The 14,868-nt window shown below is 35.1% G+C and carries 20 protein-coding genes; 19 read left to right on the top strand and 1 reads right to left on the bottom strand.

Annotation, left to right across the window (positions count from 1 at the left end):
* Positions 1 to 36: 36 nt before the first annotated feature.
* From KPL54_RS06160 to KPL54_RS06150, 3 genes are all read left to right on the top strand, one after another.
* Positions 37 to 798 carry a carboxymuconolactone decarboxylase family protein gene (locus KPL54_RS06160; protein ID WP_216102842.1) on the top strand — a complete coding sequence of 254 codons (762 nt, stop codon included), beginning with the start codon at positions 37 to 39 and terminating at the stop codon, positions 796 to 798.
* An 88-nt stretch (positions 799 to 886) separates the two neighbouring features.
* On the top strand, positions 887 to 1,303 hold the full coding sequence (locus KPL54_RS06155; RefSeq protein ID WP_216102841.1) for a cupin domain-containing protein: 417 nt from the start codon (positions 887 to 889) through the stop codon (positions 1,301 to 1,303).
* A 38-nt stretch (positions 1,304 to 1,341) separates the two neighbouring features.
* On the top strand, positions 1,342 to 2,508 hold the full coding sequence (locus KPL54_RS06150) for an iron-containing alcohol dehydrogenase (RefSeq protein WP_216105747.1): 1,167 nt from the start codon (positions 1,342 to 1,344) through the stop codon (positions 2,506 to 2,508).
* A gap of 306 nt (positions 2,509 to 2,814) precedes the next feature.
* Here the strand turns inward: KPL54_RS06150 and KPL54_RS06145 are convergent, their stop codons facing one another.
* Positions 2,815 to 3,162 carry a winged helix-turn-helix transcriptional regulator gene (locus KPL54_RS06145; RefSeq protein WP_216105746.1) on the bottom strand — a complete coding sequence of 116 codons (348 nt, stop codon included), beginning with the start codon at positions 3,160 to 3,162 and terminating at the stop codon, positions 2,815 to 2,817.
* A 295-nt stretch (positions 3,163 to 3,457) separates the two neighbouring features.
* Between KPL54_RS06145 and KPL54_RS06140 the strand changes: the two genes are divergently transcribed.
* From KPL54_RS06140 to KPL54_RS06065, 16 genes are all read left to right on the top strand, one after another.
* Entirely contained in the window at positions 3,458 to 3,838 is a 381-nt protein-coding gene (locus KPL54_RS06140) for a nuclear transport factor 2 family protein (protein WP_216102838.1), read from the top strand.
* 75 nt (positions 3,839 to 3,913) lie between these two features.
* Positions 3,914 to 4,459 (top strand): flavodoxin family protein, encoded by a 546-nt coding sequence (locus KPL54_RS06135; protein WP_216102837.1) that lies wholly within the window; start codon positions 3,914 to 3,916, stop codon positions 4,457 to 4,459.
* Between the two features lie 13 nt (positions 4,460 to 4,472).
* Entirely contained in the window at positions 4,473 to 5,021 is a 549-nt protein-coding gene (locus KPL54_RS06130; RefSeq protein WP_216105745.1) for a flavodoxin family protein, read from the top strand.
* Between the two features lie 39 nt (positions 5,022 to 5,060).
* The gene (locus KPL54_RS06125; RefSeq protein ID WP_216102836.1) at positions 5,061 to 5,690 is read left to right on the top strand and encodes a flavodoxin family protein; all 630 of its coding nucleotides are present in this window, start codon (positions 5,061 to 5,063) and stop codon (positions 5,688 to 5,690) included.
* Positions 5,691 to 5,802: 112 nt separating this feature from the next.
* Positions 5,803 to 5,946, top strand: coding sequence for a cysteine-rich KTR domain-containing protein (locus KPL54_RS06120; RefSeq protein WP_216102835.1), 144 nt, complete (start codon positions 5,803 to 5,805; stop codon positions 5,944 to 5,946).
* 391 nt (positions 5,947 to 6,337) lie between these two features.
* Positions 6,338 to 6,640 carry an MATE family efflux transporter gene (locus KPL54_RS06115; RefSeq protein WP_216105744.1) on the top strand — a complete coding sequence of 101 codons (303 nt, stop codon included), beginning with the start codon at positions 6,338 to 6,340 and terminating at the stop codon, positions 6,638 to 6,640.
* Between the two features lie 107 nt (positions 6,641 to 6,747).
* Complete coding sequence (locus tag KPL54_RS06110) at positions 6,748 to 7,902, top strand: aldo/keto reductase (protein ID WP_216105743.1); 1,155 nt, start codon at positions 6,748 to 6,750, stop codon at positions 7,900 to 7,902.
* 59 nt (positions 7,903 to 7,961) lie between these two features.
* Complete coding sequence (locus tag KPL54_RS06105) at positions 7,962 to 8,339, top strand: MerR family transcriptional regulator (RefSeq protein WP_216102833.1); 378 nt, start codon at positions 7,962 to 7,964, stop codon at positions 8,337 to 8,339.
* A 218-nt stretch (positions 8,340 to 8,557) separates the two neighbouring features.
* Entirely contained in the window at positions 8,558 to 9,232 is a 675-nt protein-coding gene (locus tag KPL54_RS06100; RefSeq protein ID WP_216102832.1) for a response regulator transcription factor, read from the top strand.
* Positions 9,229 to 10,293: a HAMP domain-containing sensor histidine kinase gene (locus KPL54_RS06095; RefSeq protein WP_216102831.1), complete on the top strand. Its 1,065-nt coding sequence runs from the start codon at positions 9,229 to 9,231 to the stop codon at positions 10,291 to 10,293. Before KPL54_RS06100 ends, KPL54_RS06095 begins: the two co-directional genes overlap by 4 nt.
* A 210-nt stretch (positions 10,294 to 10,503) precedes the next feature.
* Positions 10,504 to 11,019: a hypothetical protein gene (locus tag KPL54_RS06090; protein WP_216105742.1), complete on the top strand. Its 516-nt coding sequence runs from the start codon at positions 10,504 to 10,506 to the stop codon at positions 11,017 to 11,019.
* A 167-nt stretch (positions 11,020 to 11,186) separates the two neighbouring features.
* Positions 11,187 to 11,945 (top strand): SDR family oxidoreductase, encoded by a 759-nt coding sequence (locus tag KPL54_RS06085; protein WP_216105741.1) that lies wholly within the window; start codon positions 11,187 to 11,189, stop codon positions 11,943 to 11,945.
* An 89-nt stretch (positions 11,946 to 12,034) separates the two neighbouring features.
* Positions 12,035 to 12,202, top strand: a complete 168-nt coding sequence (locus KPL54_RS06080; RefSeq protein WP_216105740.1) for a hypothetical protein — start codon at positions 12,035 to 12,037, stop codon at positions 12,200 to 12,202.
* Between the two features lie 10 nt (positions 12,203 to 12,212).
* A complete protein-coding gene (locus KPL54_RS06075) occupies positions 12,213 to 13,160 on the top strand; it encodes an alpha/beta hydrolase (protein WP_216105739.1) in 948 nt (315 codons plus the stop codon).
* A gap of 141 nt (positions 13,161 to 13,301) precedes the next feature.
* Positions 13,302 to 13,514: a hypothetical protein gene (locus KPL54_RS06070; RefSeq protein ID WP_216105738.1), complete on the top strand. Its 213-nt coding sequence runs from the start codon at positions 13,302 to 13,304 to the stop codon at positions 13,512 to 13,514.
* 133 nt (positions 13,515 to 13,647) lie between these two features.
* On the top strand, positions 13,648 to 14,805 hold the full coding sequence (locus KPL54_RS06065) for a macrolide family glycosyltransferase (protein ID WP_216105737.1): 1,158 nt from the start codon (positions 13,648 to 13,650) through the stop codon (positions 14,803 to 14,805).
* Positions 14,806 to 14,868 lie beyond the last annotated feature (63 nt).

The following is a 14,868-nucleotide window of genomic DNA, read 5'->3' as shown; positions in this document are numbered from 1 at the left end:
AATCCTTTTTGGAGTAAAATAAAGGAGAAATTAAAAATGGCAATTACAGACTTTTCAAAAGAGTATCATGAAAAGATGTTTCCAGGCTATGCATCAAAGTTATTAGAAACAGACCCAGAATTTGTTGAGCGATTTGATAACTTTACATTTGATGAAGTTGTAAATCAGGATGATTTGGACGATCATACTAGAATGATGGCAATTATTGCGACATTAATTGGATGTCAAGGTATCGATGAGTTCAAGGCAATGGTACCTGCTGCACTTAATTTTGGAGTAATACCAGTAGAAGTGAAAGAAATTGTATATCAGGCCGTAGCTTACCTCGGAATTGGAAGGGTACTACCATTTCTTCATGGTATTAATGATGTACTAACAGCAAGGGGTATTAAGTTACCACTTGAAGGACAGTCAAATACTACAACTGAAAATCGTTTAGAAAAAGGAGTTCAGGCACAAGTTGACATCTTTGGAGATGGAATGAAAGAATTCTATAAATCAGGACCACAGGAATCACGACACATCAATCATTGGTTAGCTGATAATTGCTTTGGTGATTATTATACACGTAGCGGCCTTGATTACAAACAGCGCGAAATGATTACTTTCTGTTTCTTATTCGCACAGGGTGGTTGTGAGTCACAACTTACAAGTCATGCTGTAGCCAATATGAAGATTGGTAATGATAAGCAGTTTTTAATTAAGATTATTTCACAGTGCCTACCGTTCATAGGTTATCCGAGAAGTCTTAATGCACTTAGCTGCGTAAATAATGCAGCTACTCAGATAGCAAAATAAAAGCTGAAGCTATTACTTGGCTTGAAGTTAACTCTAGGTAGTAGAATGATTATGTTGTAAATTTTATTGTAAAAGGAGATTATATAATATGAGTAATAAAAAGGATTTAAATAACAATACAATTTTTCCAAAAGGAGAGCCACTTCCAGAGAAGTTTTCCAAATATTTTATTGGCCAGGCATATTTAAATATGCTTACGACTACTGGTGTACCAATTGGAAATGTAACATTTGAACCAGCATGCCGTAATAATTGGCATATTCATCATAAAGGTGGTCAGATTCTTCTCGTAACAGAGGGAAGAGGATGGTATCAAGAATGGGAAAAAGAGGTGCAGGAGTTACATCCAGGTGATGTTGTTAACATTCCAGCTGAAGTAAAACATTGGCATGGAGCAGCAAAAGACAGTACTTTTTCACACTTGGCAGTGGAAGTGCCCGCAGAAGATGCCTCTAATGAATGGTTAGAAGCAGTTACAGATGAAGTGTACGGAAAGTTAAAATAAATAAAATGAACACATTATAATCAAAAATGAGAATTACGATGAATAATTTTATATATGATATTCCAACAAAAGTCTATTTTGGTGAAAATCAATTAGAACACCTTGGTGAGGAATTAAATAAATATGGAAAAAAAGTACTTTTGACATATGGAGGAGGTTCAATTAAGAAAAACGGTCTTTATGACAAAATTATAGCAGAAATTAAGAATGCTGGTTTAGAGATTTTTGAGTTAAATGGCATTGATCCTAATCCACGTGTTAGCTCAGTAAATGCTGGTGCAGACATCTGTAAAAAAGAAGGAATAGATGTGCTTTTAGCAGTTGGTGGTGGGTCTGTTTTAGACTGTACTAAATATATTGGAGCAGCTACCTATTATGATGGAGATGCTTGGGATATTTTATTGGGCAAGACACCAGTAGAAAAATGTCTTCCTGTTATTACCGTGCTAACACTTGCAGCTACAGGCTCTGAAATGGATGCAGGCGGAGTTATTAGCAATCCTGATACAAAGGACAAGATTGGTATGATTTTCCCACCAATGCAACCAAAAGTTTCTTTTCTTGATCCTACTAATACTTACACAGTAAGCAAGTTTCAGACTGCTTCTGGTGCAGCAGATATGTTAAATCATATTATGGAAGTTTATTTTAACATGGATCAAGATCTCTACATGTTAGATTGTGTAATGGAAGGGCTCATGAAAACTGTTATTAAATATGCACCTATTGCATTAGCAGAGCCAGATAATTATGAGGCACGTGCCAATCTGATGTGGACATCATCATGGGCAATTAACGGATACATCAATGGTGGAAAACGTCAGGCATGGAGTTGTCATCCAATGGAACATGAGCTATCTGCAATTTATGATATTACTCATGGCTTAGGTCTTGCTATTTTAACACCACATTGGATGGAGTACACATTAGATGAGACAACAGTATCAAAATTCTATCAGTTTGGTATCAATGTATTTGGAATTGATAATAGAATGGAACCTATGGAGGTTGCAAAGAAGAGCATTGAACTTGTAAAAGATTTCTTATTTACTAAATTAGGTTTAAAGAGTACATTTACACAAATCGGTATCGATGAATCTAATTTTGCAGTGATGGCAAAGAAAGCATGTATGGGTGGAGTGCTTCCAGCATTTAAATCATTGAATCAGAACGATATTGAAAATATATTTAGAATGTGTCTTTAATAATTTAGTTGATTAACTGTAACGCACTTGCATCAAAAGCAGGCGTGCTCTAGTTGTTTTGGTACAGGCTATCCTTGTGTACAATATATATAATAAATGGCATGTCAAGAAAACTCTGAAGTATCAGAGACCTTGATGTGCCTTTTTTAATAAGTTGTATTGATTGATTTCCAGTTAGCCTTTTGCCAACTATAGACTTCCACCCGTTAGTTTAAGACATTCCTTTTATTGCTCAAGCTATATGCCTTAAAACTCTCTACAATATTACCACCACAAATTGGACATATACCTATAAGATTTCTTGCATCAAATTTTTTCATTACAACATCTGACATTGTCACCCCATTCACACATACTGTCTAGAATCGGTATTAGCGACTTGCCGCGCTCAGTTAGGCTGTATTCCACCTTTGGAGGAATCTGTGGATACTCTTCCCGATGGATCAAGTGATCTGCTTCCAATCCTTTCAGCATCACACTCAAAGTTTTATACGAAATTGTATTGATGTACTTCTTCATCTCATTGAACCTTACTACCTTGAACTCCATGAGACAATAGAGAATCACCATTTTATATTTGCCGTTGATAAGGGACAATGTATAGCTGAATCCTGTTTTTTCAAGATCAGCATCTGCAATACATGATATGCCCATCTTTTACACTCTCCTTTTGGTAAGTATTAAACGCTTTTGTTAGTATCGCACATAGATGTGCGTACTTGATTGATTTCCTATTTGCAATATAATCGTAGTAGATAAAAACATTGTTGTCAATCAAATCTAACTTTCCGACAACGGTGCCGTGATTTGTGATTCCGGCGACGGCATACAAGTTGGAAAAATCATGCAGGCGGTTTTGGGTGGATATGAAATTGCCAACAACATCTAATCAGATAACTTGGATCAATGATCCTTATTATAATAAATTATTAAAAAGGAGTCTTTTATCATGAGAAACAATATTAGCGATTACGAAGCAGTTGAAAAGGCAGCAAGAAAGTTTGCCGAGGCTGTTGCCACGGGTAAAAGTGAAATCTGCAAACCGTATTTCTATGACGAAGCAGTAATGTTTGGCTATCTGGACGGCAGACTGGAGCACGGCGGTATCCAAAATCTCTACGACAACCTAGATAATGCAGGTTCTGATCCGAAATATGTTTATCGTGTTGACGTTCTCACCATCGAGGAAACCGTAGCCATCGTACAGGTTATCGAGGATAACTGGGGCGGACACAACTTCACTGATTATTTGATGATGATGAAGATGGAGGACGGCTGGAAGGTCGTAGCTAAGGTTTACAACCAGAATTCCAACACAATCAAAAAGTAATTTTGAGACAAGGTGATTAGGTTGAAACATCCAGCCACTTTTTCTAAACAATTAAAACAAAAAAGGAGATAAAACATGAGAAAAAGAATTGTAATTATTACCGGCAGTCCCCGGAAAACAGGAAACAGCTTTGCAATGACTGAGGCTTTTATTAAAGCTGCCGAGGCAAAAGGCCACACCATCACCCGCTTTGATGCGGCTGGAATGACCTTAGGAGGCTGTCACGCCTGCGAAACTTGCTTCAAGACTGGAAAGCCATGCAGCTTTGATGATGACTTTAACAAAATGGCTCCGGCAATTGAAGAAGCGGACGCAATCGTGTTCACCATGCCGGTTTACTGGTATTCTATGCCTTCGCAGATAAAAGCTGCAATTGATAAGCTATTCTGCTTTGTAGTTGGCGGTAAGAATATCGCTGGAAAGGAGTGCGCTCTGATCACCTGTTGTGAGGAAAATGATATATCTGTAATGGACGGTGTTCGAATTCCTTACGAGCGTATCGCGGCTTTGCTAAAATGGAAATCTGTCGGCGAGGTGCTGGTTCTCAATGTTCTCAATACTGGCGATATTGATAAAACTGATGGTATAAAAAAAGCGGCGGCGCTGGCCGATTTATTTTAAGGAGATTTTAAATATGATTAAAAAAATTATTATTCTGAATGGTAGCCCAAGACCAAAGGGCAACACTTCCGCATTAATTCAGGCATTTACAAAAGGTGCAGAGGAAGCCGGCAATATCGTTACAACATTTTTTTTGGATGGCATGAACGTTAATGGATGCAAAGGCTGCTTTAGCGGTGGCAAAAATTCTGAAAGCCCTTGCGTACAGACGGATGACATGAATAAAATTTATCCGTTCTACAAAGAAGCTGACATAGTTGTGCTTGCATCTCCGCTGTATTACTGGAGCATTAGCGGTCAATTAAAGGTTGCTTTTGACCGCCTGTTTGCGGTTGCTGAATGCGATCCTAACTATCGCAATCCACAGAAGGACGCAATTCTTCTTATGGCAGCTGAGGGTTATGGCTTTGAGGAAACTGTCTACTATTACAAATCTTTGATGAAACACCTGAACTGGAACGACCTCGGTCAGGTGCTCGCTGGTGGTGTGATGGCTGTCGGGGATATTAAAGGCAAGTCTGTTTTAGAAGAAGCCAGAAATCTGGGCGTTACGATTAATTAAAACAAAATAAAGGAATAAGAAATTTTAGGAGGTATTATTATGAGCACTGTAAAAGTGTTACTTATCAATGGAAGTCCAAACGAGCATGGATGTACCTACACAGCGCTTTCGGAAATTGCAGATACGCTTGATAAACACGATATTGAAGCCGAAATCTTGTATTTGGGTAAGAAACCTATTGCAGGTTGTATTGCCTGCATGAAATGCGTTCAAACAGGCAAATGTGTGTTTGACGATCAAGTCAATAGCGTATTGACTGTACTGGATGATATTGATGCGATTGTAGTTGGATCGCCCGTATATTATGCAGGAGCGACCGGACAACTCACATCTTTTTTAAATCGCCTGTTCTTTTGTAGTGAACCCCGTATGGCTGGAAAACTCGGCGCATCTGTTGTATCCTGCCGTCGAGGTGGTGCATCAGCAGCATTTGACCAACTGAATAAATACTTCACGATTTGCAATATGCCTATCGTGTCCTCTCAGTATTGGAACCAGGTACATGGTTTCACCCCTGATGATGTGCGCAAGGACGAGGAAGGATTACAGACCATGCGAACACTCGGTGAAAATATGGCGTGGCTCTTAAAAAACATTGAAGCAGGACGCAAAAACGGTGTTCCCGCACCAAAGTATGAGCCACGTATGAAAACGCACTTTATTCGTTAACAGTTTTGAGTATACAACACAAAAGCAAAGGATACTTACATTTAGAAATATATCACATACTTTCTTGGACGAATTGATATTCATAATAAAGGCAAATACAGTAGGAACGAAAATGTGTGAATTTAAGTGGATAATTTATCCGATTTGCGGAAATAAAACTCGTATACAAGTAAGGGTTGACACTCTACTTGTAAATTTTCATCTACTGCCTGAAAAAGAAAGCGATCCAATAACAAAAAAGGCATTGGATAAATAAAGACGGCTCATTGAGCATTATAAATCTTGATTCGCCAGTAGAGGTTTGCAAATGCAGATATTGAAAATATATTTAAAATATAAGCCGAAGTAAGAGGGGAGTGTATCTGTAATGGGTACATTCTTTTTGCTTTATATGGGATTATAAAACTTTGTAATTGTGAATAACTTTGAGTTAAGACGAAAGGGCAGGCTTTTCAAAATTTTTTATAAAACCGCTTGACTTGGAGTTCACTCCAGATGATAAACTATTACAAGGCGTTGGATCTGTATGAACTATACCAATATTAATAACACGTATTGCGGCTGCAGTTATTATTATCACCTTAGCTTTAAACAAAAGGAATCCAATATATATAAAGAAAAGTTTAAAACACAAATTTAACTGGCCAATGATTAAAAAAATCTTAAGTATTGGTGTTCCATTTGAAGTGGAAAATGGTTTGTTTTATCTGGGAAGAATTATTGTACTCAGTCTTGTTGCTACTTTTGGTACAGCAGCAATTGCAGCAAATTCGGTGTCAGGAACCATTGTAATGTTTCAAGTGTTACCAGGTATGGCAATTGGTCTTGGATTAACTGTGGTTATATCAAGATGTGTCGGTGCTGGGGATTATGAGGAATGTTCGGCACATGGGTGGCTATGTTTATTGACTGGATTGTTAAGGGGATTATTTATGTATTCAGGTATATGAGTGGGAAATGGACTACCTTTCATGCAATTTAATCGATAAGGATTTGGAAGTGGGGAAATAAGTAATACATATTTTATAAGATAAATAATTATTTGGGGGTATACGATATGGAATATCGAATTTTAGGAAGAACAGGAATTAAAGTAAGTGCCATTGGTATTGGCGGTGAGGGATTTGAGAAAAAAGGTTATGACGGATGCGAAGCAATTATTGATTGTGCAATAAATGAAGGTGTTAATTTTTTTGATATATACAATTCAAATCCGGAGGTCCGAAGTAATGTGGGTAAAGCGTTAAGTAAATATCCTCGAAGCAGTTTTGTTATTGAAGGACATCTAGGTTCTACCTGGGATAAAGGACAATATAGACGTACAAGGGACTTAAATGAAGTTGTCAGTGCATATGAAGATTTTTTAACTAGAATGAAGCTGGACTATGTGGATGTAGGGATGATTCATTATATTGATGATCAAAAGGATTTTGATAACATTTTTAATGGAGAAATAATTAAATATGCAAAAGAATTAAAAGAAAAAGGGATAATTAAGTCTATAGGAATATCAACACATAATACAGATATTGCTTTTAGAGCAGTGGAAACGGGAATGGTTGATGTAATTTTATTTAGTATCAATGCTGCTTATGATATGTTACCAGCCACTGAAGATGTAAACATACTATTTGAAAAAAATACTTTTAAGGACAGGACTTATGAAGGTATTGATCCAAAACGCGATAAGCTATACCAAACTTGTGAAAATGCCGGTGTTGCTTTAACTGTTATGAAAGGATATGCTGCCGGAGTGTTATTAAATGAAAAAGAATCGCCTTTTGAAAAAGCACTGACCCCGGTACAGTGTTTACATTATTGTTTAACTAGACCTGCAGTTGCCTCCGTAATGGTGGGAGTAGATAATAGTTCTCAAATACTTGCAGCAATGGCCTATGTGACTACAAGTAGTAAAGAAAAGGATTATAGCGAAGTTATTGCAAATGCGCCAAGAAGTTCATTTAGCGGACATTGTATGTATTGTGGGCATTGTGCCCCTTGTTCAAAAAAGATAGATATTGCATTAGTAAATAAATATTTAGATTTATCATTAATTCAAGAGAATGTTCCTGAAACATTAAAAAATCATTATGACTTATTAGAGCACCACGCAAGTGAGTGCATAGAATGTGGAGCATGTATGAAAAACTGTCCATTTGGTGTGGATATTATCAATAAAATGAAACAGGCTGTTAAACTATTTGGCAATTAGACAATTATACAATTCATAAAATTGAGTAGTTAAGAATAGGAGATTGGAGGAAAGCAAAGATGACTATTACCGAAGTAAGTAAAAGATTTGACCTTTCTCAGGATACATTGCGTTATTATGAGCGTATCGGACTGATACCACAGGTAAACCGTACGAAAAGTGGTATCAGGGATTATACAGAAGAATCCTGTAAATGGATTGAACTCGCAAAATGCATGCGTTTGGCTGGAGTGCCAATAGAAGCCCTTATTGAATATTGCCTACTTACACAGCAAGGAGATTTGACAGTAACAGCCAGAAAAGAACTTTTAGTAGAAGAACGCAGAAAACTTATGGAAAAAATGGCGAATATGGCAAAAACGTTAGATAGACTGAATTATAAAATAGACAGATATGAAAAGGCAGAAGTAACAGGCGTTTTATCTTGGGATAAGTAGAATAAAGATTTGTAACAGGATTAGAATCTCCGTGCTCTTAAAATAGAGAGTACGGAGATTTTTTTGATAATAATTGCTTGGATGCAATTATGGTATTATAATAAACACACAGAGATAAAAACACATTCCGGTAGGTAGTTCGGCAGCAACATTCATAAACAACGAGAAGCAGAGAAAGAATGCCGATTTGGACTGAAATAATAGAAAAGAGGTTTGTTATGATAAATATTTTAGTTCTAGAGGATGATGAAAAACTGAATTATATTGTATGTTTATATTTAAATGACAATGGCTATCATGCCATCAGTTGTAAGAATGCTATGGAGGCATTTGATAAGATGATGGATGAAACAGTTAGCATTATTATTTCAGATATTATGATGCCAGAAATGGATGGATTTGAGTTTGCAGAGGAAATTCGCAGGCATAACAAAACGATTCCGATTTTATTTATGACGGCAAGAGATGATATTACTTCTAAGAAAAAAGGGTATCATATTGGAATAGATGATTATATGGTAAAACCCATTGAGATGGATGAATTGATTTTGCGAGTGTCGGCACTTTTAAGACGTGCAAGCATTGCAAATGAGAGAAAGTTGGAAGTTGGTTCTTTACTTTTAAATGAAGATGAGACGTCTGCATATGTGAACGGAATTGAAGTAGCACTTACTGTACGTGAATTTAATATTCTTTTTAAATTGTTATCCTATCCCAAGAGAACTTTTACAAGAAATCAGTTGATGGATGAGTTTTGGGGATTTGATAGTGAAAGCACACCTCGGACAGTTGATGTGTCCATAACAAAAATTAGAGATAAAATTTCAGATTGCAGTAATGTTGAAATTGTCACAGTTCGAGGCCTTGGGTATAAGGTAGTGATTAAGGAATGAAGGTACAATATGAAGAACAAAAGGATAATAGGATTAATTCAAGACGTTCATTTGTAAAAGAATATCTGATTGTTTTTGCGGTGGTTTTGTGGTGTTGTTCTGGTTCAGTATTGATATTTAATGCACAGATGCAGCAAAATGCAGATCCATGGTTTATGGTTCTTATAGGTAGTTCCTATGTATTATTTATAGGAGTGGTTGTTTATGTTGGGATAAAAATTTTAATTCGTAGTAGTTTTACAAAGCCAATACATGAAATAAGAAAAGTTGCAAGAAAGGTTGCAGAGGGAGATTTTACCGTCAGGGTACACTCACAACGTAAAGATGATAAGAAAGATGAAGTAGAGATATTGATAGATGATTTTAATAAAATGATAGAGGAACTCGCAAGCATAGAAACTTTGAAAGGAGATTTTATAACAAATATATCTCATGAGATTAAGACTCCGCTTGCAGTAATACAAAATTATGCCTCGGTTATGCTAAAAGAATCATTGCCAATAGATAAACGGATGGAATACACAGATACCATATTGGTAGCATCTAAAAAACTTTCTACATTAGTAACTACAGTTCTTAAATTAAATAAATTGGATAATCAGGAAATCATTAAGAAAAATACATATTCATTGGATGAGCAATTACGATGTAGCATTCTTGCATTAGAAGAAAAATTTGAAGAAAAGGATGTTATGCTTGATGTGGAATTAGATGAAGTAATGATTACGACAGATGAGAATTTAATGGAAATGGTATGGAATAATTTATTGACAAATTCAATTAAGTTCACAGAATCTAAAGGAACAGTAAGAATAAAACTTAGAAAGGGAAAAGGCAAAATAATTGTATCAATAAGTGATACTGGATGCGGAATGAGTAAGAAAACCGTTGAGCATGTGTTTGATAGGTTTTACCAAGGGGATACTTCTCATTCGTCAATTGGAAATGGACTGGGGCTATCCTTAGCAAAACGTATTATAGACTTAGTAGAAGGGGAAATTAATGTTGATAGCGAGTGCGGTAAAGGAACAGATTTTACCGTAATACTTAAAGAAAATTAAAGATAGATATTTGCATAATAGGAAAAGCTCTCACATTTTGAAATGTGAGAGCTTTTCATTCTTATTATATGGTTATAACTATAAAATTTCTTGAAAAAAGGGAAAATAATCATTTTAACAAAACTTTAACAATATATTAACGTTCGGGAATATTTGAGGGTTAATATACAGATATGAAGTGAAACAGAAAAATGAAAGGAGAAAATAATAATGGCAGAAAACAAAACACGTAATAAATTTATAATGAATGAGTATATTGATGTCAATGTAGATCAGAATCTTGTGCAACTTTGTAGTGATTGTTATACGGAGTTAGGATGGAACATAATAAATACAAGTAGCGCAGTAAATTCGGTTTCAATTAAAATGCAGCGTGACCGTAAAATCAAGAATCGTGCAGCGTTATGTGATTTACAGCGAAAATGTGAGGAAGCATTTACCTCTATAGAAAAGTTGGAAAGAACGAAAACAAGTAAAGCAATGGTAATATCACTAGGAATAGGAATTATTGGAACGGCTTTTATGGCTGGTTCAGTGTTTGCTTATTTGACATCAATGATTCTGCTGTGTGTTATTTTGGCAATCCCTGCATTTGCTGGATGGGTACTTCCATATTTTTTTTATAAGAAAATATATAAGGAAACAGGTACAAAAGTAAATGTAATGATTGAGCATAATTATGATGCGATTTATGATTTATGTAAAAAGGCAGGTCATTTATTATAAAAGCTAAAGTCATAACTTTAGTGAAATATGTACATCCGTATAAAGAATTTACATTTTAACATAACTTTAACAAAATATTAACGTTGCAGAACATTTTTAACCTATTATATATTTATTAGATAAACAAAAACCTAAAAATATTATAGATAAAGTGAGGGGTAAATATTATGAAACTTAAAGAAAAAATTGCAATAGTAACAGGAGCTGCTTCGGGGATGGGAAGGTCCATTGCCATTCTATATGCTCAGGAAGGAGCAAAAGTGGTGGTATCTGATATTGATTTAGAAGGTGCAAAAGCAACTGTAGCTGAGATTGAGGCAAATGGTGGATCTGCTTTGGCAGTATTAACCAATGTAACCAAAGAAGAAGACATACAAAACCTAATTGATACTACCGTTAAAATTTATGGCACAGTTGACATCCTAGTCAATAATGCAGGTATAATGGACAATATGGCAGGCGCGGCGGATGTTACAGATGAACTATGGGATAGAATATTTGCAGTTAATACTACTTCAGTGATGAGAGCTACCAGAAAAGTGTTGCCAATATTTTTGACTAAAGGTACTGGGGTAATTATCAATATAGCTTCAGTAGGGGGACTTCGTGGAAGTACAGCTGGTGCCGCATATACTGCCTCCAAACATGCAGTAGTAGGCTTTACCAAGAATACAGGATTTCAATATGCAAAAGAAGGCATCCGATGTAATGCCATAGCTCCAGGTCCAATAAAAACCAATATCAATGCATCTATGGGAAATGTTAATCAGCGGGGTGCAGCAATATGTAGAACTGGTATGAGTACAATTTGCCGACTGGGTGAACCGGAGGAAATAGCGGGAGTTGCACTGTTCCTGGCAACAGACGATTCCAAATTTGTTAACGGTCAAGTTTTGGCTGTCGATGGAGGCTGGACTGCTTATTAATAATTGTATTATTATTTTTCTTGGAAATAGGCCTAACTTATTATATAAATATAAATACAAAAAAATGTTAGATAAAAGAGATAATTATTATGAGTGATGTTATAAAAAAAGTTGAAGAGGTATGGGAAAAAACAGTGGATACAAATGTAAATGCATGGAACAGAGTTGAGGATTTTTTTGTAAACGGTAATGGAAATCTAGCAAAACATTTTACTAATGATGAGGAGAATGTTTCCGAAGAAAAGGACAAAGAATAGGAGAACGTTTATGAGTAAATATAACATCCACAGTGATTTTAAAAAATATGAAAATACGAAACTCCCTTTATATCCATTGTTACTGCCACTTATAAATACACTTATAAATAGCAGTGTTAATAAAATAAAACCTGCTGAGGGTGTGAGTGCAACAAAAAAGAAGATTAAAGGATATCAAAATGGAACAATTGAGCTAACAATTTATGAACCAAAGGAAATTGAAAAGAATGCTCCTTGTCTTATCTATTTACACGGAGGAGCTTTTGCCCTAAAAGCAGCACCATATCATAAGAAATTAGTTTGTGAGTATGCCTTAAAGACACCTTGTAAAGTGATTTTCGTTGATTACAGATTGGCACCTAAATATGCTTTCCCTTTTGGGGTTGAGGATTGCTATGCTGCATTTGAATGGGTTTGTAAAAATGTAGAAGTACTTGGCATTGATAAAAACAGAATAGCTATTGGCGGAGATAGCGCAGGTGGTGGGCTTGCTGCTGCTGTGAATCTAATGGCTCGGGATAGAAAAGCTCCTAGTATTTGTTTTCAAATGCTCATTTATCCGGTAACAGATGCAAGACAGATTACTGAATCTATTAAAAATTATATAGACACTCCTATGTGGAATTCCAAACTTAATGAAAAAATGTGGAAACTTTACCTAAAGGATGAAGTACATATCAATAGAGAATATGCATCTCCTATGGAGGCAACTTCTTTAGAAAATTTGCCCGATTCCTATATTGAAGTTTCAGAGTTCGACTGTTTACGGGACGAAGGAATAAACTTTGCTGAAGCCTTGCAGAAAAATGGTATTCATGTTGAACTGCATAAGACAATAGGGACAGTTCATGGTTTCGATATTGCAGAGAAAAGTGAAATTGTGCATCAAAGTGTAGAGAGAAGAATAGAGGCCTTGAAGAAAAGATTCAATCCCATAGATAATTTATCCACAAGGTAACGGATTTAATATAAGGTTATGATAAGAGATATATGACTTTCGTGCACAAATATTACATATAACTTTGAAAGAGAGGAATAATTATGAGAAAAATACGTTGATTCGATGCATTTATACAGTAGTGGTACAAAAGGACTCATTTTGAATATGTTGTCGGCAGGAGAATATATTACAGTTGATTTATTACAAAGCTTTGAGTCAGAGCAATTCGCGAGTGGATTTATGCAGTCATTAGAAGAAATTGGACTTGAATATAACTCATCACAGCGAATTGATTTTACAACAACCCGTGATAAGACTTTTGTTACAGGAGGACGGCAGGCTGAAAAGTATTACGGAAAATTTGAAAACTAAGTAACAAAAGAAGATAATAAAATATTTGAGGTTTAGATGTACTGAAAAATTTCATATATAGTGAAACAATATAACAAAAACTAATTATCAGAGATTTAAGATACTAATATAAAACAAAAGGGATGGATGAAAAATGTCAAATGCGTTATTTATAAGTATGTTCGGTACAGGGCACGTTAACCCTACTATAGGTTTAGTCAAAGAATTAATGAATAGAGGAGAGCAGGTTACATATATTTCAGGTGAGGAATTTAGAGGGAAAATAGAAAAGACAGGAGCTAGATTCAAAGGTCTTAAGAATTCAGCAAATTTTGAAGATAGTAAGCAACCAATGGAGACCCTTGCTAGGTTAGAAAAAATGTTTGAAGAAATACTTGAAATTGTAGTTACTACAAAGGAAAAATTCGATTATATTATTTATGATGCAGTCTTTATTATAGGTAATGAATTGGGGAGAGTGTTAAAAATACCTACAATTTGTTCTATTACTACTTTTGCAACTAACGAAAATACAAATATTTTTTCGGATTTATTTAGGCAAGTAGGACCTATAATACAGCCTATTTTAAATAGTTCAGTTTACATAAATTTTGTTAAGAATTTACAAGAAAAATATGATATAACGTTTCCTAGTATAACGACTGCAGTTGGTGGCACAGGTACTATTAATATTGTATATACATCTAAGTATCTTCAAATTTGTGGTGAAAGCTTTGATGAAAGTTATAAGTTTATTGGACCATCAATAGCAGATAGAAAGGAAAATATGAGCCTTTCTTTAGAAACTAATGATAAAAAAGTTATTTATATAGCTTTAGGTACAATATTTAATAATTCTATTGAGTTTTATGAAAGTTGCTTTAAGGCTTTTGGTGATATGGATGTAGAGATTATTATGTCTGTGGGTAAAAATATAGATGTTAATACATTTAAATCTATTCCGTCAAATTTTGTTGTTAAGAATTATATATCTCAACTTGAGGTTTTAAAACAAGCAGATGTGTTTATCACCCACGGTGGTATGAACAGTACAAATGAAGGGTTGTATTATGATGTCCCATTGATTCTTATTCCTCAATTTGCAGATCAACCTTTTGTAGCAAAGAGAGTAGCAGAACTTGGTGCAGGTATTATTATTGAAAAAGATAAAGTTACCACTGAGATATTGAAGCAGTCAGTAGTTAAGATTTTTTCAGACAATAATTTTAGAAGAAACAGTGAAAAAATTGGAAAATCACTGAGAGAGGCAGGTGGATATAAAAAGGCTGTTGATGAGATTTTTAAGGTTTAGAGATTAAATTTATAGATTTTTATGTTGGACATGCACGTCAAACATAAAATTTTATCCCCTTTA

It is taken from the genome of Clostridium estertheticum (genome assembly GCF_018861295.1).
Lineage (GTDB): Bacteria > Bacillota > Clostridia > Clostridiales > Clostridiaceae > Clostridium_AD > Clostridium_AD estertheticum_D.
This window is presented reverse-complemented; position numbering and strand designations above follow the sequence as displayed.

Bases quoted from the DNA above. Each gene is read 5' to 3' on its own strand.
- KPL54_RS06160 (WP_216102842.1), top strand. From the start codon at position 37: ATGGCAATTACAGACTTTTCAAAAGAGTATCATGAAAAGATGTTTCCA.
- KPL54_RS06155 (WP_216102841.1), top strand. From the start codon at position 887: ATGAGTAATAAAAAGGATTTAAATAACAATACAATTTTTCCAAAAGGA.
- KPL54_RS06150 (WP_216105747.1), top strand. From the start codon at position 1,342: ATGAATAATTTTATATATGATATTCCAACAAAAGTCTATTTTGGTGAA.
- KPL54_RS06145 (WP_216105746.1), bottom strand. From the start codon at position 3,162: ATGGGCATATCATGTATTGCAGATGCTGATCTTGAAAAAACAGGATTC.
- KPL54_RS06140 (WP_216102838.1), top strand. From the start codon at position 3,458: ATGAGAAACAATATTAGCGATTACGAAGCAGTTGAAAAGGCAGCAAGA.
- KPL54_RS06135 (WP_216102837.1), top strand. From the start codon at position 3,914: ATGAGAAAAAGAATTGTAATTATTACCGGCAGTCCCCGGAAAACAGGA.
- KPL54_RS06130 (WP_216105745.1), top strand. From the start codon at position 4,473: ATGATTAAAAAAATTATTATTCTGAATGGTAGCCCAAGACCAAAGGGC.
- KPL54_RS06125 (WP_216102836.1), top strand. From the start codon at position 5,061: ATGAGCACTGTAAAAGTGTTACTTATCAATGGAAGTCCAAACGAGCAT.
- KPL54_RS06120 (WP_216102835.1), top strand. From the start codon at position 5,803: ATGTGTGAATTTAAGTGGATAATTTATCCGATTTGCGGAAATAAAACT.
- KPL54_RS06115 (WP_216105744.1), top strand. From the start codon at position 6,338: ATGATTAAAAAAATCTTAAGTATTGGTGTTCCATTTGAAGTGGAAAAT.
- KPL54_RS06110 (WP_216105743.1), top strand. From the start codon at position 6,748: ATGGAATATCGAATTTTAGGAAGAACAGGAATTAAAGTAAGTGCCATT.
- KPL54_RS06105 (WP_216102833.1), top strand. From the start codon at position 7,962: ATGACTATTACCGAAGTAAGTAAAAGATTTGACCTTTCTCAGGATACA.
- KPL54_RS06100 (WP_216102832.1), top strand. From the start codon at position 8,558: ATGATAAATATTTTAGTTCTAGAGGATGATGAAAAACTGAATTATATT.
- KPL54_RS06095 (WP_216102831.1), top strand. From the start codon at position 9,229: ATGAAGGTACAATATGAAGAACAAAAGGATAATAGGATTAATTCAAGA.
- KPL54_RS06090 (WP_216105742.1), top strand. From the start codon at position 10,504: ATGGCAGAAAACAAAACACGTAATAAATTTATAATGAATGAGTATATT.
- KPL54_RS06085 (WP_216105741.1), top strand. From the start codon at position 11,187: ATGAAACTTAAAGAAAAAATTGCAATAGTAACAGGAGCTGCTTCGGGG.
- KPL54_RS06080 (WP_216105740.1), top strand. From the start codon at position 12,035: ATGAGTGATGTTATAAAAAAAGTTGAAGAGGTATGGGAAAAAACAGTG.
- KPL54_RS06075 (WP_216105739.1), top strand. From the start codon at position 12,213: ATGAGTAAATATAACATCCACAGTGATTTTAAAAAATATGAAAATACG.
- KPL54_RS06065 (WP_216105737.1), top strand. From the start codon at position 13,648: ATGTCAAATGCGTTATTTATAAGTATGTTCGGTACAGGGCACGTTAAC.